22 protein-coding genes are annotated in these 26,336 nt (G+C 71.8%); 16 read left to right on the forward strand and 6 right to left on the reverse strand.

Going from position 1 to position 26,336, the window contains the following annotated elements; all coding sequences use genetic code 11:
* Positions 1–36: 36 nt before the first annotated feature.
* Positions 37–1,167 carry a tRNA 2-thiouridine(34) synthase MnmA gene (mnmA, locus tag LGI35_RS30080; protein ID WP_116509612.1) on the forward strand — a complete coding sequence of 377 codons (1,131 nt, stop codon included), beginning with the start codon at positions 37–39 and terminating at the stop codon, positions 1,165–1,167.
* Between the two features lie 39 nt (positions 1,168–1,206).
* On the opposite strand, the gene LGI35_RS30085 is transcribed toward mnmA, so the two are convergent.
* Both LGI35_RS30085 and LGI35_RS30090 read right to left on the reverse strand, forming a co-directional pair.
* Entirely contained in the window at positions 1,207–1,986 is a 780-nt protein-coding gene (locus LGI35_RS30085; protein ID WP_227297329.1) for an alpha/beta fold hydrolase, read from the reverse strand.
* A 41-nt stretch (positions 1,987–2,027) separates the two neighbouring features.
* Positions 2,028–2,351, reverse strand: a complete 324-nt coding sequence (locus LGI35_RS30090) for a DUF427 domain-containing protein (protein WP_227297330.1) — start codon at positions 2,349–2,351, stop codon at positions 2,028–2,030.
* 52 nt (positions 2,352–2,403) lie between these two features.
* On the opposite strand from LGI35_RS30090, the gene LGI35_RS30095 reads away from it, so the two are divergent.
* The 12 genes from LGI35_RS30095 to LGI35_RS30150 all read left to right on the forward strand — a co-directional run bounded on the left by LGI35_RS30095 (position 2,404) and on the right by LGI35_RS30150 (position 17,986).
* Complete coding sequence (locus tag LGI35_RS30095; protein ID WP_227297331.1) at positions 2,404–2,943, forward strand: LOG family protein; 540 nt, start codon at positions 2,404–2,406, stop codon at positions 2,941–2,943.
* A gap of 7 nt (positions 2,944–2,950) precedes the next feature.
* Positions 2,951–3,649: an SDR family oxidoreductase gene (locus tag LGI35_RS30100; RefSeq protein WP_227297332.1), complete on the forward strand. Its 699-nt coding sequence runs from the start codon at positions 2,951–2,953 to the stop codon at positions 3,647–3,649.
* A 62-nt stretch (positions 3,650–3,711) separates the two neighbouring features.
* A complete protein-coding gene (locus LGI35_RS30105) occupies positions 3,712–4,716 on the forward strand; it encodes a methionine synthase (protein WP_227297333.1) in 1,005 nt (334 codons plus the stop codon).
* A gap of 41 nt (positions 4,717–4,757) precedes the next feature.
* Positions 4,758–6,965 carry an NAD-dependent DNA ligase LigA gene (gene ligA, locus LGI35_RS30110; protein WP_227297334.1) on the forward strand — a complete coding sequence of 736 codons (2,208 nt, stop codon included), beginning with the start codon at positions 4,758–4,760 and terminating at the stop codon, positions 6,963–6,965.
* Between the two features lie 926 nt (positions 6,966–7,891).
* Positions 7,892–9,946: a putative bifunctional diguanylate cyclase/phosphodiesterase gene (locus LGI35_RS30115; protein WP_227300590.1), complete on the forward strand. Its 2,055-nt coding sequence runs from the start codon at positions 7,892–7,894 to the stop codon at positions 9,944–9,946.
* 120 nt (positions 9,947–10,066) lie between these two features.
* Positions 10,067–10,363, forward strand: coding sequence for an Asp-tRNA(Asn)/Glu-tRNA(Gln) amidotransferase subunit GatC (gene gatC, locus LGI35_RS30120; protein WP_016642027.1), 297 nt, complete (start codon positions 10,067–10,069; stop codon positions 10,361–10,363).
* The gene (gene gatA / locus LGI35_RS30125) at positions 10,363–11,868 is read left to right on the forward strand and encodes an Asp-tRNA(Asn)/Glu-tRNA(Gln) amidotransferase subunit GatA (protein WP_227300591.1); all 1,506 of its coding nucleotides are present in this window, start codon (positions 10,363–10,365) and stop codon (positions 11,866–11,868) included. The genes gatC and gatA overlap by 1 nt, the downstream gene beginning before the upstream one ends.
* 5 nt (positions 11,869–11,873) lie before the next feature.
* Positions 11,874–12,107 carry a hypothetical protein gene (locus tag LGI35_RS30130; RefSeq protein WP_116509595.1) on the forward strand — a complete coding sequence of 78 codons (234 nt, stop codon included), beginning with the start codon at positions 11,874–11,876 and terminating at the stop codon, positions 12,105–12,107.
* Positions 12,108–12,123: 16 nt separating this feature from the next.
* Entirely contained in the window at positions 12,124–13,635 is a 1,512-nt protein-coding gene (gene gatB / locus LGI35_RS30135; protein WP_264484690.1) for an Asp-tRNA(Asn)/Glu-tRNA(Gln) amidotransferase subunit GatB, read from the forward strand.
* Positions 13,636–13,750: 115 nt separating this feature from the next.
* Complete coding sequence (locus tag LGI35_RS30140; RefSeq protein WP_227297335.1) at positions 13,751–15,004, forward strand: SLC13 family permease; 1,254 nt, start codon at positions 13,751–13,753, stop codon at positions 15,002–15,004.
* A gap of 182 nt (positions 15,005–15,186) precedes the next feature.
* Entirely contained in the window at positions 15,187–17,460 is a 2,274-nt protein-coding gene (locus tag LGI35_RS30145) for an MMPL family transporter (protein ID WP_227297336.1), read from the forward strand.
* Positions 17,438–17,986 carry a GNAT family N-acetyltransferase gene (locus tag LGI35_RS30150; RefSeq protein ID WP_227297337.1) on the forward strand — a complete coding sequence of 183 codons (549 nt, stop codon included), beginning with the start codon at positions 17,438–17,440 and terminating at the stop codon, positions 17,984–17,986. The genes LGI35_RS30145 and LGI35_RS30150 overlap by 23 nt, the downstream gene beginning before the upstream one ends.
* Positions 17,987–18,011: 25 nt before the next feature.
* Here the strand turns inward: LGI35_RS30150 and LGI35_RS30155 are convergent, their stop codons facing one another.
* Positions 18,012–19,247: a DUF6777 domain-containing protein gene (locus LGI35_RS30155; RefSeq protein WP_227297338.1), complete on the reverse strand. Its 1,236-nt coding sequence runs from the start codon at positions 19,245–19,247 to the stop codon at positions 18,012–18,014.
* A gap of 208 nt (positions 19,248–19,455) precedes the next feature.
* Between LGI35_RS30155 and LGI35_RS30160 the strand changes: the two genes are divergently transcribed.
* Complete coding sequence (locus LGI35_RS30160; RefSeq protein WP_227297339.1) at positions 19,456–20,751, forward strand: streptophobe family protein; 1,296 nt, start codon at positions 19,456–19,458, stop codon at positions 20,749–20,751.
* A 77-nt stretch (positions 20,752–20,828) separates the two neighbouring features.
* On the opposite strand, the gene LGI35_RS30165 is transcribed toward LGI35_RS30160, so the two are convergent.
* Genes LGI35_RS30165 through LGI35_RS30175 form a run of 3 tightly spaced genes read right to left on the reverse strand, consistent with a single transcriptional unit; the run spans position 20,829 to position 25,075 of the window.
* On the reverse strand, positions 20,829–21,830 hold the full coding sequence (locus tag LGI35_RS30165) for a serine/threonine-protein kinase (protein WP_227297340.1): 1,002 nt from the start codon (positions 21,828–21,830) through the stop codon (positions 20,829–20,831).
* Positions 21,830–22,627 (reverse strand): hypothetical protein, encoded by a 798-nt coding sequence (locus tag LGI35_RS30170; RefSeq protein ID WP_227297341.1) that lies wholly within the window; start codon positions 22,625–22,627, stop codon positions 21,830–21,832. Before LGI35_RS30170 ends, LGI35_RS30165 begins: the two co-directional genes overlap by 1 nt.
* A 12-nt stretch (positions 22,628–22,639) precedes the next feature.
* Positions 22,640–25,075: an FHA domain-containing protein gene (locus tag LGI35_RS30175; protein WP_227297342.1), complete on the reverse strand. Its 2,436-nt coding sequence runs from the start codon at positions 25,073–25,075 to the stop codon at positions 22,640–22,642.
* Positions 25,076–25,215: 140 nt separating this feature from the next.
* Here LGI35_RS30175 and LGI35_RS30180 point away from each other — a divergent pair, with 140 nt between their 5' ends.
* Positions 25,216–25,812 carry a hypothetical protein gene (locus LGI35_RS30180; protein WP_227297343.1) on the forward strand — a complete coding sequence of 199 codons (597 nt, stop codon included), beginning with the start codon at positions 25,216–25,218 and terminating at the stop codon, positions 25,810–25,812.
* A gap of 206 nt (positions 25,813–26,018) precedes the next feature.
* Entirely contained in the window at positions 26,019–26,216 is a 198-nt protein-coding gene (locus LGI35_RS30185; protein WP_227297344.1) for a hypothetical protein, read from the forward strand.
* Positions 26,217–26,336 lie beyond the last annotated feature (120 nt).

A 26,336-nucleotide genomic window follows, 5' to 3' on the forward strand; every position in this document is an offset into this window, starting at 1 on the left:
GATTCGGTTCCCGCGGCCCCGTACCCTGTTAGAGCTATGACTTCGCAGACCCCGCAGAGCACCCGCCCCCTTCGCGTCCTCGCCGCCATGTCGGGCGGCGTGGACTCCGCCGTCGCCGCCGCCCGCGCGGCGGAAGCGGGCCACGACGTGACGGGCGTCCACCTTGCCCTCTCCGCGAACCCGCAGTCGTTCCGCACCGGAGCCCGCGGCTGTTGCACCATCGAGGACTCCCGCGACGCCCGCAGGGCCGCCGACGTGATCGGCATCCCCTTCTACGTCTGGGACCTCGCCGAGCGGTTCCGCGAGGACGTCGTCGACGACTTCGTCGCCGAGTACGAGGCCGGGCGCACCCCGAACCCCTGCCTGCGCTGCAACGAGAAGATCAAGTTCGCCGCGCTCCTCGACAAGGCGCTCGCCCTCGGCTTCGACGCCGTCGCCACCGGCCACTACGCGAAGGTGGTCGAGCACCCGGACGGCACCCGCGAACTGCACCGTGCCTCCGACATGGCCAAGGACCAGTCGTACGTCCTCGGGGTGCTCGACGACCGCCAGCTCGCGCACGCCCTGTTCCCCCTCGGCGACACGGTCACGACGAAGGACGAGATCCGCGCGGAGGCCGAGCGGCGTGGCCTCGCCGTCGCGAAGAAGCCCGACTCGCACGACATCTGTTTCATCGCGGACGGCGACACCCAGGGCTTCCTGGCGTCGCGCCTGGGCAAGGCCGAGGGCGACATCGTCGACGAGACGGGCAGCAAGGTCGGCACGCACGAGGGCGCGTACGGCTTCACGATCGGCCAGCGCAAGGGGCTGCGCATCGGCACCCCGGCCCCCGACGGCAAGCCGCGCTACGTCCTCGACATCTCGCCGGTGAACAACACGGTGACGGTCGGCCCCGTCGACTCCCTCGACGTCACGGCCCTCACGGCCATCAAGCCCCGCTGGTGCGGCACGGCCCCCTCGGGACCGGGCACGTACACCGCGCAGCTGCGCGCCCACGGCGACGAGACGCCCGTGACGGCGGAGCTGGTCGACGGCACCCTGACCGTCACCTTCGACGAGCCCGCTCGCGGCGTCGCTCCCGGCCAGGCCATCGTGCTCTACGACGGCACCCGCGTGGTCGGCTCGGCGACGATCGCGACGACCACGCGCGCGAAGGCCGTCGCCTAGTCCGCCCAGTCCCGTCCGTCGCTCACGGGACGGGCGGGCCTACGCCGAGAAGAATTCGGTGAGCAGCGGGCCGAGCGCGTCCGGATCCACCGCGTGGGTCTGGCCTTCCAGCGTGCGGTACGTCCCGTCGGGCACCGCCTCCGCCACCGTGCGCGCCGCCTCGCGCATCCATGCGGGGCTCGCCCCGCCCGCGACGGCGAGCAGGGGCACGGTGATCGAGGCCAGCCGCTCCCGCGGCACCAGACCGTCCCCCATCGCGGCGTCGTCGTAGGCGAGGGTCGGCGCGACCGCCTCCATGTCCGGCCACCAGGGTGACCGCCGGGCGCCCGCGATCATCTCGGCGGGCGTGCCGGTGAGCGACATGAACAGCTCCACCGCGTCCCCGTTGCGGCCGTCGGCCAGGAGCGCGGACAGCCGCCGTGTGTACTCCGCGCGCTCCTTGCCGCCCCCTTCGTCGAGCGCGAACGGGGGTTCGTACACGGCGACTCGGGTCACCGCAAGCCCGCTCGCCGCGGCCTCCAGGGCCAGCGCCGCGCCCGAGGACATGCCGTACAGCGCGGCGCTGCCGCCCACCGCGTCGATGAGCGCCGCGATGTCCTCCACCTCGCGGGCGACCGCGTACGGGGCCGTGTCACCGCTCGCGCCACGGCCCCTGCGGTCGTACGGGACGGCGTCGAGTCCGCCGCTCAGCCGGGCGGCCAGCGGCTCCATCGACGAGCCCGCCGAAAGGGCGCCGCTCACCAGGATGACCGCCGGACCGGCGCCGGTGCGCTCGTACGCGATGGCCGTGCCGTCCGGGGAGTTCGTCTTCTTGTCCATGAACGTGAAGACTCCCCCGCCCGGTGGAACTCATCACGCGGTCAGGCGGTTTCCACCTCGTAGAAGCACAGGTGGTCCTTGATCTCGGCCACGTCCGGCTTCGGGTCCGGGTACGACCACACCAGGTCCGGGGCGTCCGGCAGGGACCAGTAGGACGCCGTTCCCTTGAAGGGGCAGTACGTCTGTGTGTCGGACGGGGTCAGCAGATCGACGCGGACGTCCGCCGGCGGGATGTAGTAGCGCACGGGACAGCCCGTCTCGCGCAGCAGCAGCGGACGCGTGCTCTGCGCGAGCACCACCCCGCCGTGGACGACGCGTACGGAACCGGTGCCCTGCTCGATCGTGATCGTGTGTCCATCAGCCATACCAGGCACAGCACCGGAAAGGGCGCCGTTCTTCCCCCGTACCGTAGGACGCATGAACATCTGCGTCTTTCTCTCCGCCGCCGACCTCTCCGACCGCTACACCCGCCCCGCCCGTGAGTTCGCCGAACTGCTCGGCAAGGGCGGGCACACGCTCGTCTGGGGAGGTTCGGAGAGCGGGCTCATGAAGGTCGTCGCGGACGGCGCGCAGGAGGCCGGAGGGCGCCTGGTGGGCGTCTCCGTGGACTTCCTGGCCGCCAAGGCGCGGACGAACGCCGACGAGATGTTCATCGCCCGTGACCTCGCCGAGCGCAAGGCGCTGCTCCTGGAGAAGGCCGACGCCGTCGTCATCATGGTGGGCGGCACGGGCACGCTCGACGAGGCCACCGAGATCCTCGAGCTGAAGAAGCACGGCAAGCACTCCAAGCCGGTCGTCCTGCTGAACACGGCGGGCTTCTACGACGGCCTCAAGGAGCAGTTCCGCCGCATGGACGACGAGGGGTTCCTGCCGCTGCCGCTCACCGAACTGGTCTTCTTCGCCGAGGAGCCCGTCGGCGCGCTGGCCTACCTGGAGGAATCAGTCGGCACGCTCTAATGCGAGCATGGCCCGTATGGCAACACATGTGATCACCGGGGCCGGATCAGGTATCGGCGCGGCCGTGGCGCGCCGTCTGCACGCACGCGGGGACGAACTCGTCCTCCACGCGCGCGACGCGGCCCGCGCGAAGGAACTCGCGGCCCAGTTCCCCGGCGCGGGCACGCTCGTCGGCGACCTCGCCGACCCGGACAAGCTCTCCTGGGCGTTCTCGCACCAGTCACTGCCCGACCGGGTGGACTCGCTGCTGCACATCGCGGGTGTCGTCGACCTCGGCCCGGTCGGCGAGCTCACTCCCAAGTCGTGGCGCCACCAGTTGAACGTGAACCTGGTTTCCCCCGCCGAGCTGACCCGCCATTTCCTGCCCCAGCTCCGCGTCGCCCACGGCCACGTGATCTTCGTCAACTCCGGTGCGGGCCTCAGCGCGCATGCCGACTGGTCCGCGTACGCCGCCTCCAAGCACGGCCTGAAGGCGCTCGCCGACTCCCTGCGCCAGGAGGAGCACGGCAACGGCGTGCGGGTCACATCGGTCTACCCGGGCCGCACGGCCAGCGCCATGCAGGTCAAGGTGCACCAGCAGGAGGGCAAGCCGTACGACGCCGCCCGCTGGATCGACCCCGAGTCGGTCGCCACGACGATCGTCATGGCCCTCGACCTGCCGCGCGACGCCGAGGTCAACGACCTCACGGTGCGCCCCGGCCGCTGACGGACCCGTCTCGGTCCACCTGCGCTTGAGCCGGCCCCGGCCCCGTTACGTACGCTTCGCGGGTGAGCGAAAACAGCAAGTTCAGGCCGGGGCCGGCCACCGGTGTCGGATCGATGCCCGGTGGCGACGCGCGCGAGGCGGCCAAGACGGTCACCGGCAGTGTCGAGGAGTTTCCGTATCTGGCGGAGCTGCCCGCACGCGGACCCGGCGCCGACATGATCGGCCGGACCACCGGACTGCTCGTCGAGCTCTACGCGCGCGTGGAGCCCAGCGGCTGGCGCCTCGGGGACCGGCCGGGCCGCGACACCCGGCGCGCCCGGTCCTGGATGGGCGAGGACCTGGACGCCCTCGAGGAGTTCACGCAGGGCTACCAGGGGCCGTTGAAGGTGCAGGCGGTCGGCCCCTGGACGCTCGCCGCCGCCCTGGAACTGCGCAACGGCGAGGTCGCCCTCTCCGACGAAGGCGCCTGCCGCGACCTCGCCGGCTCGCTCTCCGAGGGCCTGCGCCTCCACCTCGACGACGTGCGCCGCCGCGTCCCCGGCGCCGAGATCGTGCTCCAGCTCGACGAGCCGTCCCTCATCGCTGTACTGCGCGGCCAGATCAAGAGCGCCAGCGGATACCGCACCCACCGCGCCGTCGACCGCCAGCTCGTGGAGAGCACGCTCCGCGAGGTCGTCTCGGTCCACGACGGGCCCGTCGTCGTGCACTCCTGCGCCCCCGACGTCCCGTTCGCCCTGCTGCGCCGCGCGGGCGCCGACGCCATCTCCTTCGACTTCTCGCTGCTCACCGAACGTGACGACGACGCGATCGGTGAGGCCGTCGAGGCAGGCACGCGGCTCTTCGCAGGTGTCGTGCCGGGCACGGACGGCCCGTTGTCAGACCCTGCCGGTAGCGTCATGGGAGTCAGGACGCTGTGGCGCAGGCTGGGGCTGAACCCCGGCTCCCTCGCGGAGTCGGTCACGGTCACTCCGTCGTGCGGTCTCGCGGGGGCCTCTCCCGCGTACGCGCGCGCCGCGCTCGCCCACTGCGTCCGGGCGGCGAGATCACTCGCGGACAACCCAGAGTGACGGGTCCAGGTCCGCACAGGGACAAACGGGAGGACGAGACGGTGGCCGGCGAACAGCAGCACGCACAGCCCGCAGAGGTGCCCACGACGGCACGGGAGCAGCACGCGCAGCTCGCCGAGCAGGTCGAGGAGCACCGCTTCAGGTACTACGTGAAGGACCAGCCGGTCGTCAGCGACGGCGAGTTCGACCAGCTCCTGCGCTCCCTGGAGGCGCTGGAGGAGCAGTACCCCGAGCTGCGCACGCCCGACTCGCCGACGCAGAAGGTCGCGGGTTCGTACGCGGCCGTGTCCACGTCGTTCGCCGCCGTCGAGCACCGCGAGCGCATGCTCTCCCTCGACAACGCCTTCGACGACGCCGAGTTGGCCGCCTGGGCCGACCGCATCGCCCGGGACGTCGGCACGCCCGACTACCACTTCCTGTGCGAACTCAAGATCGACGGCCTCGCGGTCAACCTCACGTACGAGGACGGCAGGCTCACCCGCGCCGCCACCCGCGGAGACGGCCGCACCGGCGAGGACATCACTCCCAACGTGCGCACGATCGCGGAGATCCCCCACCGCCTCAAGGGCGACCGTGTCCCGGCACTCGTCGAGATCCGCGGCGAAGTCTTCTTCCCCATGGCGAGCTTCGAGGAACTCAACGCGCGCCTGGTGGAGGCCGGCGACAAGCCCTTCGCCAACCCGCGCAACGCGGCGGCGGGTTCACTGCGCCAGAAGGACCCCCGCGTCACCGCGACCCGCCCGCTCCACATGGTCGTGCACGGCATCGGCGCCCGCGAGGGCTTCGACATCGACCGCCTCTCCCAGGCCTACGAGCTGCTGCACGAATGGGGCCTGCCCACCGCCCGGCACAACAGGGTGGTCGACAGCATCGAGGACGTACGGGAGTTCATCGCCCACTTCGGGGAGAACCGCCACTCCATCGTCGAGCACGAGATCGACGGCGCCGTCGTCAAGCTCGACGAGATTCCCCTCCAGGGCCGCCTCGGCTCCACGTCGCGCGCCCCGCGCTGGGCCATCGCCTGGAAGTACCCGCCGGAGGAGGTCAACACCAAGCTGGTCAACATCCGCGTCGGCGTCGGCCGCACCGGCCGCGTCACGCCGTACGCACAGGTCGAGCCCGTGACCGTGGCCGGCTCCGAGGTCGAGTTCGCGACCCTGCACAACCAGGACGTCGTCAAGAAGAAGGGCGTCCTCATCGGGGACACCGTCGTCCTGCGCAAGGCGGGCGACGTCATCCCGGAGATCCTCGGCCCGGTCGCCGACCTGCGCGACGGCAGCGAGCGGGAGTTCGTGATGCCCGCCGAGTGTCCCGAGTGCGGCACGCCGCTGCGGCCCATGAAGGAGGGCGACATCGACCTCCGCTGCCCGAACGCCCGGTCCTGCCCGGCCCAGTTGCGCGAGCGCCTCTTCTACCTCGCGGGCCGCAAGTCCCTCGACATCGAGAACTTCGGCTACGTGGCGGCCGCCGCCCTCACCAAGCCCCTGGAGCCGGCCGAGCCGGTGCTCGCCGACGAGGGCGATCTGTTCGACCTCACCATCGAGCAGCTGCTGCCGATCCGGGCGTACGTCCTCGACCAGGACAGCGGCCTGCCCAAGCGGGACCCGAAGACCGGCGAGGAGAAGATCGCCACGGTCTTCGCCAACCAGCAGGGCGAGCCCCGCAAGAACGCCCTGTCCATGCTGGAGAACATCGCGGCGGCCAAGGAGCGGCCGCTCGCGCGCGTCATCACCGGCCTGTCCGTGCGCCATGTGGGGCCCGTCGCCGCGGAGGCGCTGGCCCGCGAGTTCCGCTCCATGGACCGCATCGAGCAGGCCACCGAGGAGGAGCTCGCCGCCACCGACGGCGTCGGGCCGATCATCGCGGCCTCGCTCAAGCAGTGGTTCGCTGAGGACTGGCACCGCGAGATCCTGCGCAAGTGGCGGGCCGCCGGGGTGCGGATGGAGGAGGAGGGCGCCGGCGAGGACCAGGGACCGCGTCCCCTCGAAGGCCTCACGGTCGTCGTCACCGGCACTCTTGAGCACAACACCCGAGATGGCGCGAAAGAGGCCCTGCAGAGCAGAGGGGCCAAGGTGACGGGCTCCGTTTCCAAGAAGACCTCCTTCGTCGTAGTGGGGGACAACCCGGGATCCAAGTACGACAAGGCGATGCAGCTGAAGGTTCCGGTTCTGAACGAGGACGGGTTCGCGGTCCTGCTCGAACAGGGGCCGGACGCGGCGGCGGACGCGGCGCTTCCGACCGAGGAGTAGCGGTTGAAGGCCACCCGTTCAGCGCATACCAGATGCATACGGGTGGCCGGGACGCATTCGGGCAACCGTGGGCGACCGCTGCCCCTGGAAGCCTTCTGCGGCCTACTGTTGAGGGGTGCGCCTGCCGTGCCCGGCTGCGGATGGGGCACCCCCTGCCCACCACGGGCACGGGGCAGTGAACGAGGACGCGGTACCGCTGACGGAAGTCGTCCGCGGCGGATCGTGTGGCGTGGGCACCGCCGGCTGTGAGAGGGACGGGAATGGAACCGACCGAGAGCGCCGCTCCGGACTCACGGCTGCGCACGCGCTGGCGCGTGTGGCGAGGCGCCGAGAGCCCGGCGCAGGCCGCGCGCAGCGTGGCGGGACAGGACGAGACCGACGACACGGACCAGGCGGACGGGCGCCGTGCGGACGACGCCGCCCCGGCAGCGCGCTCCGCGGACGACGGTCCCGACGGGAGCGAGCGCGGTGGTTCGGTGAGCAGGCGCGGTGCGTGGCGCGCAGCGTTCGGGATCAGCGGCGCAGGGCGTACTACGCGCCGTCGCGGGGGCTCCGGTGCGCAGGCCGAGAGCGGACGGAGCGCCTCCGCCGGCGTATCGGCCGGATCCGCGGCGCCCGCACCCGGCTGGCCCGCGTCCGGTTCGAACGGCGGGGCCGGGATCGGCGCCTACGGCGTACCCGGATCCGGTGCGGCGGCGCCCGGTTGGCCCGTCCCGGGTTCGAACGGCGGGGCGGGCATCGGTGCCATCGGCGGTACCGGCTCCGGAGCGGCGGTGAGCGGCGGGACCGGCTGGACCGGGGCCGCCGCTGACGGTGGTTCCGGGTGGACGGGCGCCGAGGCAGGAGACGCGGGCGGCTGGCCGCGTGCATACGGGACGCTCGGCGAGGCCTTCGGCGAAGAGGGGGACGGCCGGAAGCGCTCCTGGCTGGGCGCGCTGCCCATGCTGCCCCTCGCGATCGTCGCCCTCGCCTGCGCCGTCCTCGGCACCGGCTTCTACCGCGCCTTCACCGGAAGCCACGCGCTCTTCCCGTCCGGCGCCGCCGGCTGGTCCCTGGCCGTACTGACCGGCATCATCGTCGGCCACCTCGTCGCGCTCGGCCGCGACCGCTGGTGGGGCGGCACCGGCTCGGGCGCGGCCTTAACGCTCGCGGTCCTGCTGCTCTACGGCTGGGTGCCCGCCGGCATGGTCAGCCTCACCGTCGTCGTCCTCGTCGGCATCGCCCGCCGGCACCGCTGGCGCCAGGGCATCCTGCACGGCGCGGTCGACATCATCGGCATCGGCGCGAGCGGCCTCGTGCTCGCCGTGTTCGGCCAGGTCCCGTCCGTGGAGTCCCCGTGGAAGCCGGAGACCTGGACGGTCCTCAATGCCCCCGAGGTGGCGCTCGTCGCGGCCGCCTACCTCACGGTCACCCGCAGCGTGCTCTGGTACGTCCACGCGCCGCGCACCTCCGGCCTGCCCACCGTCGCCCGCACGGCCCTTCTCCGGCAGGGCCTCGTCGGCGTCGCGCTCCTCGGCATCGCCCCGCTGATCTGCGTGGTCGCGATCGCGCTGCCCGTGCTGCTGCCGCTGTTCGCCGTCCCGCTCATCGCCCTTGACTCGACGCTGTGGATCGCCCGGGCCCGCGCCGAGGAGCAGCTGCGCGACCCGCTCACCGGGCTGCCCAACCGGCAGTGGCTCCTGGAGCGGACCTGGACCGCGCTCGACGACGCCGAGCGGATCGGCGCGCGCAGCGCCCTCATGCTGATCGACCTGGACCGCTTCCGGTCCGTCAACGACACCCTCGGCCACCTGGCGGGGGACCGGCTCCTGCTCCAGATAGCCGACCGGCTCCGGATGGCCCTGCCCCGCGGGGCGGAGGTCGCACGCCTCGGCGGCGACGAGTTCGCCGTACTCCTGCCCGTGGCCGACTCCACGACCTCCGCCACCCGAGTGGCGCGCACCCTGGTCGCCGCCCTCGGCTCCCCGCTCGACCTGGACGGACTCACCCTGGTCCTGGAGGCCAGCGCCGGACTCGCCGTCTTCCCCGACCACGCGCTCGACGCCGAAGGGCTCCTGCGCCGCGCGGACGTCGCCATGTACCAGGCGAAGCGCGACCGTACGGGCGTGGAGGTCTACGAGTCGAAGCGGGACTCCAACACCCCCGACCGCCTCGGCCTGCTCGGCGATCTGCGCCGCGCGCTCGACGCGGGCGACGTGGAGCTGCACTACCAGCCGAAGGTCCGCTTCGACGGACAGGTCGCCGGACTCGAGGCGCTGGTGCGCTGGGTGCACCCCGAGCGGGGGAAGGTCCCGCCGGACGAGTTCATCGCCATCGCCGAGTCGTCCGGACTCATGCCCCATCTGACGGAGTACGTCCTGGAGACGGCGCTCGCGCAGGTCGCCCGCTGGCGTGCGCAGGGCCTGCGCGTGCCGGTCGCGGTGAACGTGTCGCCGAGGGACGTGCACACCCCGGGATTCGCCGGCGCGGTCGCCGCGCGGCTCGCCCGGCACGGCGTCCCCCCGGGCGCCCTCCAGCTGGAGATAACCGAGCACGTCCTGCTGGAGGACCCCCAGCGCGCCGCCGACACCCTCGCCGGGCTCACCGGGCACGGCGTGAAGATGTCCCTCGACGACTTCGGCACCGGCTACTCCTCCCTCGTCCACCTGCGCCGCCTCCCGGTCAGCGAGCTGAAGATCGACCGCTCGTTCGTGGCCCGCCTCGCCGTGGACAACGAGGACGCGGAGATCGTCCGCTGCACCGTCGACCTGGCGCACTCGCTCGGCCTGCTCGTCGTCGCCGAGGGCGTCGAGGACGACGAGACCTGGGAGCGCCTTCGCGACCTCGGGTGCGACGCCGTCCAGGGCTGGCTGGTCGCCGCCGCGATGCCGCCGGACGAGACGACGGCGTGGCTGCGGGCACGCGGCTCCCGCGGATGGCAGCGGCCCTCCGTCCTCGCCGCCGAGGCCGAGGACCAGTCGTCGGGACAGACGGTCAACTGAGCCGTACAGGGGTGACCGAGGGCGTCAGGACCTCCGAACGGGAAACCGTTTAGGGGGCACGGCCCCCTGCCCCATAGGATTGGGGCCAAATCACACTCACTCACCCCAGAGGATCGCTGCATGCCTGGCATCACGCGCGAGGAGGTCGCACACCTCGCACGGCTGGCGCGTCTGGAGCTGAAGGACGAAGAGCTCGACCACTTCGCCGGACAGCTCGACGACATCATCGGCGCGGTCGCCCGCGTCTCGGAGGTCGCCGACCAAGACGTACCGCCGACCTCCCACCCGCTCCCGCTGACGAACGTCATGCGGGCGGACGAGGTTCGTCCGTCGCTCACCCCCGAGCAGGCGCTCTCCGGCGCCCCGGCCCAGGAACAGCAGCGTTTCAAGGTGCCGCAGATCCTGGGGGAGGACTAATCACCATGACGGACAGCAACATCATCAAGCTCACCGCCGCCGAGATCGCCTCGAAGATCGCCGCCGGCGAGCTCACGGCCGTCGAGGTCACCGAGGCCCACCTGGCCCGGATCGAGGCCGTCGACGAGAAGGTGCACGCCTTCCTGCACGTCGACCGTGAGGGCGCGCTCGCGCAGGCCCGCGCCGTCGACGCCAAGCGCGCCGCGGGCGAGAAGCTCGGCCCGCTGGCCGGCGTACCGCTCGCGCTGAAGGACATCTTCACCACCGAGGGCATCCCGACCACGGTCGGTTCGAAGATCCTCGAAGGCTGGATCCCGCCGTACGACGCCACCCTGACGCGCAAGCTCAAGGACGCCGACGTCGTCATCCTCGGCAAGACCAACATGGACGAGTTCGCCATGGGGTCCTCCACCGAGAACAGCGCCTACGGCCCGACCGGCAACCCGTGGGACCTCACCCGCATCCCCGGCGGCTCCGGCGGTGGTTCCTCCGCGGCCCTCGCCGCCTACGAGGCCCCGCTCGCCATCGGCACGGACACCGGCGGTTCGATCCGCCAGCCCGCGGCCGTCACCGGCACCGTCGGCGTCAAGCCGACCTACGGCGGCGTCTCGCGCTACGGCATGGTGGCGTTCTCCAGCTCCCTCGACCAGGGCGGCCCCTGCGCCCGTACGGTCCTGGACGCGGCGCTGCTGCACGAGGTCATCGCCGGCCACGACCCGCTCGACTCGACGTCCATCGACGCGCCGGTCCCGCCGGTCGTCGAGGCTGCGCGCAACGGCTCGGTCCAGGGCATGCGCGTCGGCGTCGTCAAGCAGTTCTCCGGCGAGGGCTACCAGGCCGGCGTCGTCCAGCGCTTCAACGAGTCGGTCGAGCTGCTCACGTCGCTCGGCGCCGAGATCGTCGAGCTGGACTGCCCGACCTTCGACCTGGCCCTGTCGGCGTACTACCTGATCGCGCCGTCCGAGTGCTCGTCCAACCTGGCCCGCTTCGACGCCATGCGCTACGGCCTGCGGGTCGGCGACGACGGCACGAAGTCGGCCGAGGACGTCACCGCCCTCACCCGTGAGGCCGGCTTCGGCGACGAGGTCAAGCGCCGCGTCATCCTCGGCACGTACGCGCTCAGCTCCGGCTACTACGACGCGTACTACGGCAGCGCCCAGAAGGTCCGCACCCTGATCACCCAGGAGTTCGAGCGGGCCTTCGAGCAGGTCGACGTGATCGTCTCGCCGACGACGCCCACCACCGCCTTCCCGATCGGCGAGCGCGCCGACGACCCGATGGCGATGTACCTGGCCGACGTGTGCACGATCCCGACCAACATGGCGGGCAACGCCGCCATGTCCCTGCCCTGCGGCCTCGCGCCGGAGGACGGCCTTCCGGTCGGGCTGCAGATCATCGCCCCCGCCATGAAGGACGACCGTCTGTACAAGGTCGGCGCTGCCGTCGAGGCAGCCTTCGTGGAAAAGTGGGGCCACCCGCTGCTCGAGGAGGCTCCGTCGCTGTGAGTGCCATGGCAAAGAAGGCCAAGAACTTCAAGAAGTCCAAGACCGGCGTGTACGTGTCGCTGGCGAGCACCGCTTTCGGCGCGATCAGCGTCGCCAAGCAGGCCAGGATGGCTCGTAACGACCACGACACCCTGCGGCTGATCGACGCCGCGGTGTCCGCCGCCGCCATCGCTACCGGCCTGGCGATCCTCTACCGGGAGCTGAAGCGCCTGGGCGACGACGACGTCCTGCTGGGCTGAGAGGGAAAGTCTCACCGTGACCGTCACTGAACTGATGTCGTACGACGCGGCACTCGCGACGTACGACCCCGTCATGGGCCTCGAGGTCCATGTCGAGCTGGGTACGAAGACGAAGATGTTCTGCGGGTGCTCCACCGAGCTGGGCGCCGAGCCCAACTCGCAGACGTGCCCGACCTGTCTCGGCCTGCCCGGCTCGCTCCCGGTCGTCAACGCGATCGGCGTCGAGTCGGCCATCAAGATCGGCCTCGCGCTCAACTGCGAGATCGCCGACTGGTGCCGCTTCGCCCGGAAGAACTACTTCTATCCGGACATGCCGAAGAACTTCCAGACCTCCCAGTACGACGAGCCCATCGCCTTCAACGGCTACCTCGACGTCCAGCTGGAGGACGGCGAGATCTTCCGCGTGGAGATCGAGCGCGCCCACATGGAGGAGGACACCGGCAAGTCGCTGCACGTCGGTGGCGCGACGGGCCGTATCCACGGCGCCTCGCACTCCCTGCTCGACTACAACCGCGCCGGCATCCCCCTCATCGAGATCGTCACCAAGCCGATCGAGGGCGCCGGGGAGCGTGCGCCGGAGGTCGCGAAGGCGTACGTCGCCGAGCTGCGCGAGGTCATCAAGGCGCTCGACGTCTCCGAGGCCCGCATGGACAAGGGCCAGATGCGCTGCGACGTGAACCTGTCGCTGCGCACCGGCCCCGAGGCGCCGTTCGGCACCCGCTCGGAGACGAAGAACGTCAACTCGCTGCGTTCCGTCGAGCGCGCCGCCCGTTACGAGATCCAGCGCCACGCCGCTGTTCTGTCGTCCGGCGGCACGATCGTGCAGGAGACCCGTCACTTCCACGAGGAGGACGGCTCCACCACGTCGGGCCGCATCAAGGACAACGCCGAGGACTACCGCTACTTCCCCGAGCCGGACCTGGTGCCGGTGGCGCCCGCCCGCGCCTGGGTGGAGGAGCTGCGCTCGGCGCTGCCCGAGATGCCGCGCGTGCGCCGCAACCGGCTGCGCGAGGAGTGGGGCGTCTCCGAGCACGACATGCAGTCGATCCTCAACGCGGGCGCGGTCGACCCGATCGTCGCCACGATCGAGGCCGGCGCGGACTCCGTCTCGGCCCGCAAGTGGTGGATGGGCGAGCTCGCCCGTAACGCCAACGAGTCGGGCACCGCGCTCGACGAGCTGCCCATCACCCCGGCCCAGGTGGCCCGGGTGGCGGCGCTCGTCTCCGCCGGTGACCTCAACGACAAGCTGGCGCGCCAGGTCATCGAGGGTGTCCTCGCGGGCGAGGGCGACCCGGACACGGTCGTCGAGAAGCGCGGCCTGAAGGTCGTCTCGGACGAGGGCGCGCTCGGCGCGGCCGTCGACGAGGCCATCGCGGGCAACGCCGGGATCGCCGACAAGATCCGTGGCGGCAAGGTCGCCGCCGTCGGCGCCCTCGTGGGTGCCGTCATGAAGGCGACCCGCGGTCAGGCCGACGCGGCGCGCGTCAAGGAGCTGATCCTGGAAAAGCTGGGCGTCTCCGACGGCTAGGCGGTTCTTGCGGGGGCTCCGTCCCCGCACTTCCGCTCCCTCGACCTCGAACGCCGGCCGGGCTGAACCGTCCGGTCGGCGTTCGAGGTGGGGAGTATGAATTCCGGAGCGCACGTTGAGCACCATCCCCGCCGAACTCCTCTCCGTCACCCTCCTCCTGCTCATCCTCGGCTTCGCCGTGGTCCGTCCCCGGCAGCTGCCGGAGGCCGTCGTCGCCGTGCCCGCCGCGGCGATCGTCGTGGCCGTCGGCGCCGTGTCGCCCGCGCACGCGTGGGCCGAGACGCAGGACCTGCTCCCGGTCGTCGGGTTCCTCGCGGCCGTCCTGGTGCTTGCTCAGCTCTGCGCCGACGAGGGCCTGTTCAAGGCCGCGGGCGACGCCATCGCGCGGGCCTGCAAGGGCAGCCCGCGCCGCATGCTCGGCGGGGTCTTCGCCGCCGCCGCCGTGATCACGGCCGTACTGAGCCTGGACGCCACGGTCGTGCTGCTCACGCCGGTCGTCCTCGCCACCGCCCGCCGGATCGGCGCGAGGCCGCGCCCGCACGTCTACGCGAGCGCCCACCTCGCCAACTCCGCCTCGCTCCTCCTGCCGGTCTCGAACCTCACCAATCTGCTCGCCTTCACCGCGAGCGGACTCACCTTCGCGCGGTTCGCGGGGCTCATGGCCCTGCCGTGGCTGGGCGCGATCGCCGTCGAGTACGCGGTGTTCCGGCGGTACTTCGCCGACGACCTGGCGGCGCCCGCGCACGAGCCGGACGCCGAGGAGCCGCCCGGCCTGCCGGTGTTCACCCTCACCGTCCTCGCCCTGACGCTCGTGGGCTTCGTGGTCACCTCGTTCGCCGGGATCGATCCGCTGTGGGCGGCGATCGTCGGCACGGCCGTCCTCGCGGTGCGGGCACTCGGGCAGCGGCGCACGACCCCGCTCGCGCTGGTGAAGTCGGCGCACCCGTACTTCTGCCTCTTCGTGCTCGCGCTCGGGATCGTGGTCAAGGCGGTCGTCGACAACGGGCTCGGGGACGGCATCGACCGGCTGCTGCCCGAGGGCTCGTCGCTGCCCGCGCTGCTCGCCGTCGCCGGGGTCGCGGCCCTGCTCGCCAACCTGATCAACAACCTTCCGGCCGTTCTCGCGCTGCTCCCCGTGGCGGGGCCCGCGGGTCCGGGGCCGGTCCTCGCCGTCCTCATCGGCGTCAACCTCGGCCCCAACCTCACGTACGTGGGCTCCCTCGCCACGCTCCTGTGGCGCCGCATCGTCCACGCCCACGACGTGCATCCCCAGCTCGGTGACTTCACCCGGCTCGGCGTGCTCACGGTCCCGGCGACGCTGGTCGTGTCAACGGTGGCGCTCTGGGCGGGACTTCAGTTCCTCGGCTGACGGGTCACGGAGAGCGAGCAGCCCGTCGGACCGGAGGGTGACCGTGAATTCCCGCGCACTCCTGTGACTAAGGCCACGAAAGCGACAAAGGATCACTTCTTGCTGTAAGAGTGGCTGGCCATTGCTCATGTGTCTTTGCGGGCCGTTCCCGGTGAAGATCCACAAACCCTGGGAGCACGACCGTGGCAGCACTCGCACGATGGTGTGCACGGCACCGCCTCGTAGTCGTCCTGCTGTGGCTCCTCGCCCTCGGCGGCACGAGCGCGGCAGCGGCCGTCGCCGGCTCCTCCTACTCGAACGACTACGAGGCACCGGGCACCGAGTCGGGACGCGCCACCCAGCTCCTCAACGAGGGATTCCCCGGCCTCGGCGGCGACAGCGACACCGTCGTCTGGCACACGGACGGCAGCATGGTCCGCGCCGCCGACGTGAAAGAGCGCATGACCCGCACGCTCGACAGGATCGAGCACCTGCCCGGCGTCGCCGCGGTCACCGGCCCGTACGAGCAGCAGGGCGCCGGCCAGACGAGCGCCGACGGACGCACCGCCTACGCCACGGTCACCTTCGACAAGCAGTCCGGCGACATCGCCAAGGCGGACGCGCAGCGTCTCGTCGACACCGCCAAGGCCGCCGAGGTCGACGCCCCCGACGGGCTGCGGGTCGAACTCGGCGGCAGCGCCGTCGCCCTGACCGAGTCCGCCCAGGGGCATGTCGCCGAGATCGTCGGCGTCGTGGTCGCCGCCGTCGTCCTCCTGCTCGCCTTCGGCTCCCTCGCGGCCAGCGCCCTGCCGATCGCCACGGCCCTGGTCAGCGTGGGCACCGCCGCCTCCGGCATCGTGCTCCTCGGCCATGTGATGACCGTCGCCGACTTCGCCCCGATGCTCGGGATGCTCGTCGGCCTCGGGGTCGGCATCGACTACGCGCTGTTCATCGTGACCCGGCACCGGCGCGGCCTGAAACAGGGCCTGCCCGTGAACGAGGCGGCGGAGCGCGCCGTCGCCACGACCGGACGCGCGGTCGTCTTCGCCGGCGCCACCGTCTGCATCGCGCTCCTCGGCATGCTGATCCTGCGCCTCGGCTTCCTCAACGGCGTCGCGATCGCCGCCTCCCTGACCGTGCTCCTCACCGTCGCCGCGTCCGTCACACTGCTGCCCGCGCTCCTGTCGTTCATCGGCATGCGCGCGCTCAGCAGGCGCCAACGGCGCAGACTCGCCGCACACGGGCCCGAGCCCGAGCTGCCGACCGGGCTCGCCGCCCGCTGGGCCGCCTTCGTGGAGCGCCACCCCCGGCTCCTCGGCGGCCTCGCCGTCGGCGTGATCGCGGTGCTCTCGGTGCCCACGTTCTTCCTGCACCTGGGCACGTCCGACCAGGGCAACAACGCGTCGTCGTCCACGACCAGGCAGGCGTACGACCTTCTGGCCGACGGATTCGGGCCGGGCGTGAACGGGCCGCTGACCCTCGTCACGCCCATAGACGGCGCCGGCGACCAGGTGGCCGTGAGCCGTCTGGAGTCCATGATCGGCTCGGCCGAGGGCGTCTCCTCGGTGACCCCGGCGACGTACAACGAGAGCGGCACCGCCGCCTTCCTGACCGTCGTGCCGAAGTCCGCGCCCCAGTCCCAGAGGACCAGCGAACTCGTCGACCGGCTGCGCAGCGACGTCATCCCCGAGGCCGAGAAGGGCACGTCCCTCGATGTGCAGCTCGGCGGCGTCACCGCCAGCTACGACGACTTCGCCGACGTCATCATCGGCAAACTGCCGCTCTTCGTGGGCGTCGTCATCGGACTCGGCTGCGTGCTGCTGCTCCTCGCCTTCCGCTCGATCGGCATCCCCCTCAAGGCCGCCGCGATGAACGTCGCGGCCGTCGCCTCCGCCTTCGGCGTCGTCGTCGCGATCTTCCAGTGGGGCTGGGGCAGCGAGATGCTCGGCCTCGGCAGAGCGGGCCCGATCGAGCCCTTCCTCCCCGTGATCATGGTGTCGGTCCTGTTCGGGCTCTCGATGGACTACCAGGTGTTCCTGGTCAGCCGCATGTACGAGGAGTGGCTGGAGACCCGCGACAACCGGCGGGCCGTCCGCGTCGGGCTCGCCGAGACCAGCCGCGTCATCAACTCCGCGGCCGTGATCATGATTTCGGTCTTCCTGGCCTTCGTCCTCAGCGGGGACCGCGTCATCGCGATGTTCGGCATCGCCCTGGCCGCCGCCGTCGCCCTCGACGCGTTCGTCCTGCGCACGCTCCTGGTGCCCGCCCTCATGCACATGCTCGGCGGCGCCAACTGGTGGCTGCCCAAGTGGCTCGACCGCCGGCTGCCCCGCATCAGCATCGAGCCGTCCGAATGCCGCGAGCCGCATGCGAGTATTCCCGGACAGCACCAAGCCGCGGACGGCGCCCTGCTGCACACACTGGTGAAGGCCGAAGCCGAGGAGCGCAAGCGCGATGTACACGATCTCCCTGGGTGACGACGGCGCGGAACTGCGGCCCCTTGAGACGTGGCACGCCGAGCAGTTCCTCACCCATCTGGAGCGCGGCCGCGAGTTCATCGGGCAGCACGTCTCGTTCGGCTCGAACATCAAGGACGTCGCCTCGGCCCGTGACCTGCTCAGGTCCTACGCCGACAAGCGCGCCTCCGACACCGGAAGCCTGCACGGGATCTGGCTGGACGGGACGCTCGTCGGCGGCCTGCTCTTCCGGATCTTCGACGCGGAGGGCGGCAACTGCGAGATCGGCTGCTGGCTCGAGCCCGCCGCGGCCGGGCGCGGCCTCGTCACGCGCGGCGCGCGCGTCCTCATCGACTGGGCGGTCCTCGAACGCGGCATCCACCGCGTGGAGTGGGTCGCCTCCTCCGAGAACGGGCCCAGCCTGAACGTGGCGCGGCGGCTCGGCATGAAGCGGGAGGGCGTGCTGCGCGAGGCGAGCACGCACAAGGGCGTCAAGCAGGATCTTGAGGTGTGGTCGGTTCTCGCGGCGGAGTGGCGCGCGCGTTGATCCGGCCTGGTCCCAACGAAGGGACCTAGCTCGCCGGTTGTGAGGCGGGTGACTCGGGGGCGGGGGACTCTGCGCTCGACGGCGGGGCCGACGAGGCTCCGGGTGCCTCGGACGACGGCGGCTGCGACGACTCGGACGACTGGGGCGACGGTGACGTCTCGGACGATGGGGCTGTCGAGGCGTTCGAGGGGGAGGCCCCGGGCGGGGTGCGCGGCGTGGTCTTCCGGTCGCTGCCGCCCGTGGTCCCCGCGGTTCGGGTGAACCAGCCCTCGGTCTCCGGGTCGTACATCACGAACCTGTTCACCGGCTGCGGCGCGGGCGACACGACCACCACGTTCGACGACTTGTACCCCGCCCAGGCCTTGCCCTGACGCTTCACCGACCCCTGCAGAGGCACCGGCGCGAGCAGCGGGTTCCCGCACGAGCACCGCACGCGCGGCTCCCCGTGGTCGTTCACGAGCACGGCCGTGCCGGACTGGAGCACGGACTGGAAGGCCGTCGCCGCGCCGTCGCGGAAGCCGTGGTTCGTGACCCGGGTGTCGAGGCGGAGCTGGACCGGTGTCAGCGACCGCAGATAGGCGGGGACGCCGGACGGGTCGAGACCGAGGACGGAGGCGAACGCCTTGTTCTTGTCCGGCTCCGCGCCCAGCGTGCGGATCTGCTTCTCCACGTCGCAGCTGGAGACGTTGCGGGTGCCGCCGTAGAGACCGGGGGCGGAGCCCTCGACGCCCCGGACGATGTTCGCGTTCTCCGACGGGCCGGTCCCCGAGGCGCTCGGCAGCGCGCTCGGCGTCGTCGCGGTGGCGCCCTTCCGGGTGCTCGACTCGGTGTACGGGTCGGGGCCGGCCGAGTCGGCGCTCTGGAGGAAGAGCTCGTCGCCGGCCGCGGTTCCGCCTCCACCGCCGCCGGAACTGGTGAGGACGACGGCGAGCACCACCGCGGCGACGATCAGGACGCCGAGCGCCGCGAGCTTCTTGGGCGTGAACCGCCACCAGGGGCGATCGGGCTGCGGGCCGTCCGGCGGCGGGGTGCCGCCCGGCGGTGGCGTACCGCCGGGGGGTGGGGTGTCGCCCGGGGGCGGTGGCGTACCGCCGGGGCCGCCGCCCGTACTGCCGGAGCCGGAGCCGGAGCCTTCGCCGGGCGGTGGTCCTGACGGGTGCCCGGGCGGCGGTGGGGGTACGGACGCGGGCTGGGTCGGGCCCGAGAGTGGGCCGGATGGGGGGCCGGTGGGGCGGCCGGGCTCCGTCGGTCGGTCACTCACGGGCGCTTCTTCTCACCGTAGGAGGCATGGGGCGGGAAGGGGGAGGGGGCGCCTCGCAGTCCGGCGATCCTGTCCCCTATACCCCGGTACCTCCACATTGTGTGCTCCGGACTCGTACGGCCCGCAAGCCGAACTCGTACGGCCCGCGACGCGACGCGGTCGGCCCTCCCGAGGGGCGGACCGCCCGGCGCCTGCCTAGCGTGGCCCCGTGAGTGAACAGGCATCCGACGGCCGGACCGGCACCAGGCGCAGCGCGAGACACGGCTGGGCCGCGGCCCTCGTGGCCGTGCTCGCCGGGCTCGTGGCCATGGTGGTCACGGCGGCCCTCGGCCTGTGGGCCGCGGGCGCGGCCGGGCTTCCCGGGAGCGCCTTCCCCCGAGTGGTCGCCGCCGTCGTGGTGATGGCGGCCGGCGGCTCCGTCGAACTGGCCGGAAACGCCGGAGAACTCGCCCAGACGCACGCCGACATCTCGGTGTTGCCCCTCTCCGTGGCCCTCGCCGGAGCACTGGTGATCGCCGCGGGCTTCCTGCGGCCCCTGCGCCACCGGGCCATCGCGAGCGGCGGCGAACTCCTCGGCTGGGCCGGGCGGGTGGCCGTGCCGTGGGTGGTGGCGCTCGTCGTCCTCTCGCTCCTGGCCAGGCAGGACTTCGACATCCCCGTCACGGACCCGACCGGCGGCATCATCGAGGGCGTCCTGGACGGCCCACCCAAGGTCGGATTCCGGACGAACCTGCCCCTCACGCTGCTCTTCGGCCTGCTGTGGCTCGTGGGCGTCATGATCCTCGCCGTCCTCGTGTCGCGCGGCGCCCCGCTCCCCGCCCGCCTCGTCCGCTTCCAGGAGTCGGTGCGCCCGGCCGCGTACGCGATGGTGGCGCTGCTGCTCGTGTACGTGGCGCTGGGCGTCGTCATCGGTCTCGTCGTCGCCGCGACGCGCGGCCACGCGTCCGAGACGTTCGCCGTGATCCTCCTCGGTCTGCCCAACCTCGTCTGGTTCTGCTACACCATCGGCCTCGGCGCGTCCTGGGAAGGCAAGATCGACGGTCCGTTCGGCCTGCCCATGCCGCACATCCTCGACGCCGTGCTCCGCACCCCCGACATCTCCACCGTCGACGTCAGCACGCTCGCCGAGCAGGACGGCCGTGTCTGGTGGTCGGTCGCGGTGGCCGCGATCCTGACGCTGGCGGCCGCGTTCGGCATGGCGCTGCGGTCACCCGCCCGGATGCGGGCCTGGCAGCACGCCCTCCACATGGCGGTGGCCCTCTTCCTGACCGTGCTCGCCATCTGCCTCCTTGCCCGTGTCTCCGCGCACTACGGTCTGTCGCTCCTCGGCCTCGGCGACATCGGCGGTGGGCTCGGCGGGGAGGTGTCGCTCCGCCCGAACGTGTGGAGCGCCCTCGGCCTCGCGGTCCTGTGGGGCCTGGTCACCGGGTTCCTCGGCGGCCTGCTCGCGTCCCGGCGCCACCGGCGCGGAGAGGTCGAGACAGCGAAGCCGGACCGGGGTTGACCGGATCGGATGGGATCGCAGCTGAGCTGAGCTGAGCTGAAGGGAGGGGAGGGGGAGAGGGCGGGGGAGGGGAAGGGCTAGCGCACGAGGCCCGTGAAGACCGGCAGCGCCCATCGCGGGGGTGCGGGCGGGGGCTCGGCCGTGGGGGACCACGTACTGATGCGGCCGTTGACCTGCGTCGGGGGATGGTTGTCCCGGACGCCGCCGCGCGCCGCCGCGCGCAGGGCCGCCACGAACTCGAGGCACGAGTCGTAGCGGTCGTCCGGGCTCTTCGCCAGTGCCTTGGCGAGTACGCCGTTCATCGCCGCCGGGAGATCCGGACGCAGCCCGGTCACGGGCGGCGGCGGGTCGAACTGGTGGGCCCACAGCAGCGCCATGTCGTCGTCGCGCTGGAACGGCGGCAGGCCGGTCAGGGTCTCCTGGACGACGCAGGCGAGGCTGTAGACGTCGCACCGGCCGTCGACCGGGCGGCCGGAGATCTGCTCGGGCGCCACATAGTCGAGCGTGCCGACGAACTGGCCCACGGACGTGAACCCCGTCAGCGACAGCGACTTCTTCGTCAGGCCGAAGTCGGTGAGGTAGACGTGCTCGGGGTGGTCGCTGTCCGTTCCCGCGGCGACCAGGATGTTGCCGGGCTTCACGTCCCGGTGCACCAGGTCGTGGTCGTGGGCGGCGTCGAGCGCGGACGCGACCTGCGCGGCGATCCGTATCGCCGTCCCCGCGGGCAGCGGACCCTGACGGTCGATGAGCGCGCGCAGGTCCTGGCCCGCGACGAAGCGCATGGCGATGTAGAGGATGCCCTCGGTCTCGCCGGCCTCGAAGACCGGCACGATGTGCGGATGGTCGATCGCGGCGGCGACGCGCGACTCGTGCGTGAACCGTTTACGGAAGGTGTCGTTACGTACGAGTTCGGGGGCGAGCAGTTTGAGCGCGACGGTGCGGTCGAGGCGCAGGTCCTTGGCCCGGTAGACGACCGCCATGCCGCCCCGGCCGATCTCGCTCTCCACGCGGTACCCGGCGATCTGCCGCCCGAGCAGATCGGACGGCCGGCCGGCGGGCAACTGCGGATCGTCCGTCATCATCGGTCACCGGGCCGGGGGCCGTCCCGTACGGGAGTGGGGGCGGAGGACTCCTGCGTACCGCGCTCCGCCGGGTCGTAGCCGTTCATCTCTGTCGGGTCCACGATGCGTGTCGGCTCGGGGGCGGGGGGTGCCCCACCGGTGTTCTCGCCGTTCTGGCCGTTCTGGCTGTTCTCGTCCGGGCCGGGGGCCGTCTCGTGCGGGCCCGAATCCGCGACCTCTTCCGGGTCCACGACGCGCGTGGGTTCCGGTGCCGGGGCGGGTGCGGGAGTGGGCGCGGCTGCGGGCTCCGGTGTCGCCGCGCTCGGCCGTCCCGGCCCCGCCCCCGCCGCGTACGTACTGAGCTGCCTGCCGTCGCAGTACACCCACCGCTCGTGCTCGGCGTCGTACAGCCACACCGCCTCGCCGTCGACGACCATGCCCACCCGCAGCCCCTGCGTGCGGCGCTGGAACGTCTCCCCGTCGATGCGCTCCTCGGCCAGTTCCTGCGCGGCCCGCCGGTACTGGCCCGCGGCCTCCTCGACGCGCGCCATCAGCGGGCGCGGATCCGCCGTGCGGGCCATGGGCTTTCCGGCCTCCGGCGGGTCGCGCGGCACAGCGACGAGAAGGCGACCGTCGACCCACGCCGACCATCCGTTGGCGCACACGATCCGGCCCCAGTCCGCGCGCCGGTCGACCAGTTCGACGGGGAGCAGCGGGTCGAGCGGCTGCGTGGGCCGGGACACGTCCGGCTCCTCCCAGGCGGGCATCCCGTCCGGGGGCACGACATGGGTGGGGCGGAACTCCGGTGTCGCCATGGGCGCCTCTCGCTACTTCCGCATGATGGCGGGCTCGTGCCGGCGCAGCAGGCGCGCGACGGCGAATCCGAAGACGACCGAGAGCACGACCAGCATCCCCATGTTGAGCAGCCACACCCCGGTGGCGTGTTCGAACAGGGGGTCGCTCGTCAGTTTCCCCGGCACGATCCGGGACAGACCGACCGTGCCCGCCATCGCGCTCAGCGCCCACCGGGACGGGACCAGCCACGACAACTGCTCGATTCCGGGCACCCCGTGCAGTTTGAGCAGCGCACCGCAGAACACGACCTGGATGATCGCGAGGAGCACCAGGAGCGGCATGGTGACCTCCTCCTTGCGCACCAGCGCGGACACGAGCAGACCGAGCATCATCGCCGTGAACGACAGGAGTGCCACGGTCAGCGTGATCTCCGCCAGCGGAGGCATCAACACGCCTTTGCCGCCTGGCGCGTTGAGGTCGACACCGACGAGTCCGACGAGCGTCAGCACGATGGCCTGCAGCACCGTGATCGTGCCGAGGACGACGACCTTGGACATCAGATACGCGGATCTGGACAGCCCGACGGCACGTTCCCGCTGGTAGATCACCCGTTCCTTCACCAGCTCGCGCACGGCGTTGGCGGCGCCCGTGAGCACACCGCCCACACACAGGAGGAGCAGGGCGTTCATCGCCGTCTCCTGGGTGAGACGGCTGCCGGCCAGCGCACGCACCATCGCACCCATGACGAACGGCAGCGCGATCATGATGGCGAGGAAGGTCCGGTCGGCGCTCAGCGCTGCCGTGTACCGGCGTACGAGCGTCCGCAGCTGCGCTCCCCAGCTCCGGGTCCTCGGCGGCGGGGCCACCTCCGCCGAGGGGGCGTTCGGTACCCGCGGCTGCGCCGTGGAGTTCACGATGTACTGACGGTGGAACAGGGACGTGCTGTAGTCCTCCGCCCAGCCGCGGTCGCGGTCGTTCTCGAACGCCTCGAACGCCTCCGGCCACTCCTCGAAGCCGAAGAACCCGAGCGCGTCCCCCGGCGGGCCGTAGAACGCGATCTTCCCGCCGGGGGCGAGGACCAGCAGTCGGTCGCACACCTCCAGGCTGAGGACGCTGTGCGTGACGACGATGACGGTCCGCCCGTCGTCGGCGAGGCCGCGCAGCATGTGCATCACCGAGCGGTCCATGCCCGGGTCGAGCCCGGACGTCGGCTCGTCGAGGAAGAGCAGGGACGGCTTCGTGAGCAGTTCGAGGGCGACGCTGACGCGCTTGCGCTGGCCGCCGGAGAGGCTGTGGATCGGCTGCGTCGCCCGCTGTTCGAGGCCCAGCTCGCGGACGACCTCGTCGACGCGGTCGCGCCGTTCCGACTTCTCGGTGTCCTGCGGGAAGCGGAGTTCGGCCGCGTAGCCGAGGGCCCGGTGCACGGTCAGCTGCGAGTGCAGGATGTCGTCCTGCGGCACGAGCCCGATGCGCTGGCGCAGTTCGGCGTAGTCGCGGTACAGGTCGCGGCCGTCGTACAGGACCGTGCCCTGATCGGCGGGGCGCAGCCCGGTCAGGGCGTTGAGCAGCGTGGACTTGCCCGCGCCGCTCGGGCCCACGACGGCGAGCAGGCACTTCTCGCCGACCGGGAACGAGACGTGATCGAGGAGCGTCTTGCGGCCCCGGTCCACGGTGACCGCCAGGCCCTGGACGTCGAGCGAGACCTCGCCGGTGTCGACGAACTCCTGCAGCGTGTCGCCGACCAGGCAGAACGCGGAGTGGCCGATGCCCACGATGTCCCCGGGCGAGACCCGGGCACGGGAGACCGGTGTGCCGTTGAGGTAGGTGCCGTTGTGCGAGCCGAGGTCGACGATCTCGTACGTGCCGTCGGACTGCGCCCGCAGCTCCGCGTGGCGGCGGGAGACGATCAGGTCGTCGACCACGAGGTCGTTGTCGGCGCTGCGGCCGATGCGCACGGTGCGGACGGGCAGCGGCCGTACGGTCGTCGGCTGCCGGAACGTGCCGGTCGCGCCGGGCATGGAGACGGAGGAGGGCCGTTCGGGGGCGCGGGGTGTCGCTGACACCTGATCAAGTACGTGATCAGGGATGCGGTCCGGTATGTGATCCGCCAGGTGATCCGTCACGGGCTCGGGCGGCGGTGACGGTGGCTCATGGCCGACCAGGACGGCGCGCGGCCCGTTCGCGGGGTGACCGAACCGGATGACCGTCCCCGGTCCCACCCCGGACTCGTGGATGCGCCGGCCCCCGGTGTACGTGCCGTTCGTACTGTCCTCGTCCTCCAGACACCAGTGGTCGGCGACGGGCCGGAGCACCGCGTGGTGCCATGAGACGCGGGCGTCGTCGATGACGATGTCACTCAGGGGGTCGCGACCGACGTGGTAGTCCCTGCTCGGGCTCATCACCGTGGGTCCGGCATCGGTTTCGAGCACAAGCTCGGGCGCAGTCGGCGCGACGGGCCGCTCTGCCATGACCGAATTCTATCGACGTGTGCTGGTATGCGCCTGATCGGGCGAGTGCCCCGACCGCACACAGGCCCGGCACAGGCCGGCCTCAGCCCGGACTCAGCTCGTTAAGAGAGCTCTCAGACTCCGTCCGTACGGTGCGGGGCATGGTTACGAAGACTGATGACGAGACGACCGAGACCCCCGAGTCCACCACCGCCGAGGCCGCTGCCGGGACTCCTGAGGTCATCGAGGTCACCAAGGAGGCAGAAGGTACCGACGCCGTCGAGGCTGCCGACGCCCCCGAGGGCACGGACGCGGACCTCGACGACGAGCAGTTCGCGACCGCCGCGCCCGTGGAGGACTCCTCCGGCGCGGGGCAGGGCGCCGGCGCCGTCGTCTCCGCGGCACTCGGCGTCGTCGCGCTCAGCGGCAGCTGGGTCGCGACCGTCGCCTCGGCCCGCGAGTCCCTGATCGGCCAGCTCCAGACCTCGCAGAGCGCGAGCGTCGCCAAGCAGGTCTCCGAGGTCTACGGCGACTCGTGGCACGCCACCGCCCTGGTCGGCGGCATCTTCGCGCTCCTCGCGCTGATCGTCGGCGCGGTCGTCCTGGCCAGGCCCGCGTTCGGCGCCCCGGGCAGGCCGCAGGCCGTGTGGATCAAGTCGGTCGCCTGGGCGGGTGTCTCCCTCGGCGTCCTCGGTCTGCTTCTCGCCGTGGCGAAGTACACCGACATCCTCATGGCGCTGCCCTCGACCTCTTCCTGACCCTGCTTCCTGAGACGTGCGTCGGGGTGCCTCAGGCCGGGTCGGGGGTACCTCAGACCCGGCCTGAGGCCCTCCGAGGTACGTCTAAGGCACCCCGTACCCGGAACATGCGGCACTCTCCCGATGTGGCGGACCCCCCTGGGAGACGAGTGTTGAGGCATCGCAGAAAGCGAAGCCGAAACCCACTCGCCACCAGGGAGCACCAGATGTACGAGTACGAGATCCACCAGGTCCGCGCCGCCGAACTCGTCCGCCAGGCCGAGCACAGCCGTCTGGTCCGCGAGGCCCGTGAGGCCCGGCGCAGCCGGCGCGCGGAGCGCCGCACCGCCTCTGCCGGCCAGGACGCGGAGGGTCGGGTGAACAGTTCGGGCTCACGCCGCTCGCGTTTCGCGCGTGCGGCCTGACGATGACGGCAGAGCAGGGGGAGGGCCACACGGGTGTGGTCCTCCCTTTCCACTTCAACTCCGCCTTCAACGCGGCCGACAGGCACATCGAGGTCGTCGACCCGCGCCCGACTCTGCCCT

Source organism: Streptomyces longhuiensis (genome assembly GCF_020616555.1).
Classification (GTDB): Bacteria; Actinomycetota; Actinomycetes; order Streptomycetales; family Streptomycetaceae; genus Streptomyces; species Streptomyces longhuiensis.

Bases quoted from the DNA above. Each gene is read 5' to 3' on its own strand.
- LGI35_RS30180 (WP_227297343.1), top strand. From the start codon at position 25,216: ATGGTTACGAAGACTGATGACGAGACGACCGAGACCCCCGAGTCCACC.
- LGI35_RS30095 (WP_227297331.1), top strand. From the start codon at position 2,404: ATGAACATCTGCGTCTTTCTCTCCGCCGCCGACCTCTCCGACCGCTAC.
- LGI35_RS30150 (WP_227297337.1), top strand. From the start codon at position 17,438: ATGTACACGATCTCCCTGGGTGACGACGGCGCGGAACTGCGGCCCCTT.
- LGI35_RS30100 (WP_227297332.1), top strand. From the start codon at position 2,951: ATGGCCCGTATGGCAACACATGTGATCACCGGGGCCGGATCAGGTATC.
- mnmA (WP_116509612.1), top strand. From the start codon at position 37: ATGACTTCGCAGACCCCGCAGAGCACCCGCCCCCTTCGCGTCCTCGCC.
- LGI35_RS30175 (WP_227297342.1), bottom strand. From the start codon at position 25,075: ATGGCAGAGCGGCCCGTCGCGCCGACTGCGCCCGAGCTTGTGCTCGAA.
- LGI35_RS30165 (WP_227297340.1), bottom strand. From the start codon at position 21,830: ATGACGGACGATCCGCAGTTGCCCGCCGGCCGGCCGTCCGATCTGCTC.
- LGI35_RS30170 (WP_227297341.1), bottom strand. From the start codon at position 22,627: ATGGCGACACCGGAGTTCCGCCCCACCCATGTCGTGCCCCCGGACGGG.
- LGI35_RS30090 (WP_227297330.1), bottom strand. From the start codon at position 2,351: ATGGCTGATGGACACACGATCACGATCGAGCAGGGCACCGGTTCCGTA.
- LGI35_RS30185 (WP_227297344.1), top strand. From the start codon at position 26,019: ATGTACGAGTACGAGATCCACCAGGTCCGCGCCGCCGAACTCGTCCGC.
- LGI35_RS30085 (WP_227297329.1), bottom strand. From the start codon at position 1,986: ATGGACAAGAAGACGAACTCCCCGGACGGCACGGCCATCGCGTACGAG.
- LGI35_RS30130 (WP_116509595.1), top strand. From the start codon at position 11,874: ATGGCAAAGAAGGCCAAGAACTTCAAGAAGTCCAAGACCGGCGTGTAC.
- gatC (WP_016642027.1), top strand. From the start codon at position 10,067: ATGCCTGGCATCACGCGCGAGGAGGTCGCACACCTCGCACGGCTGGCG.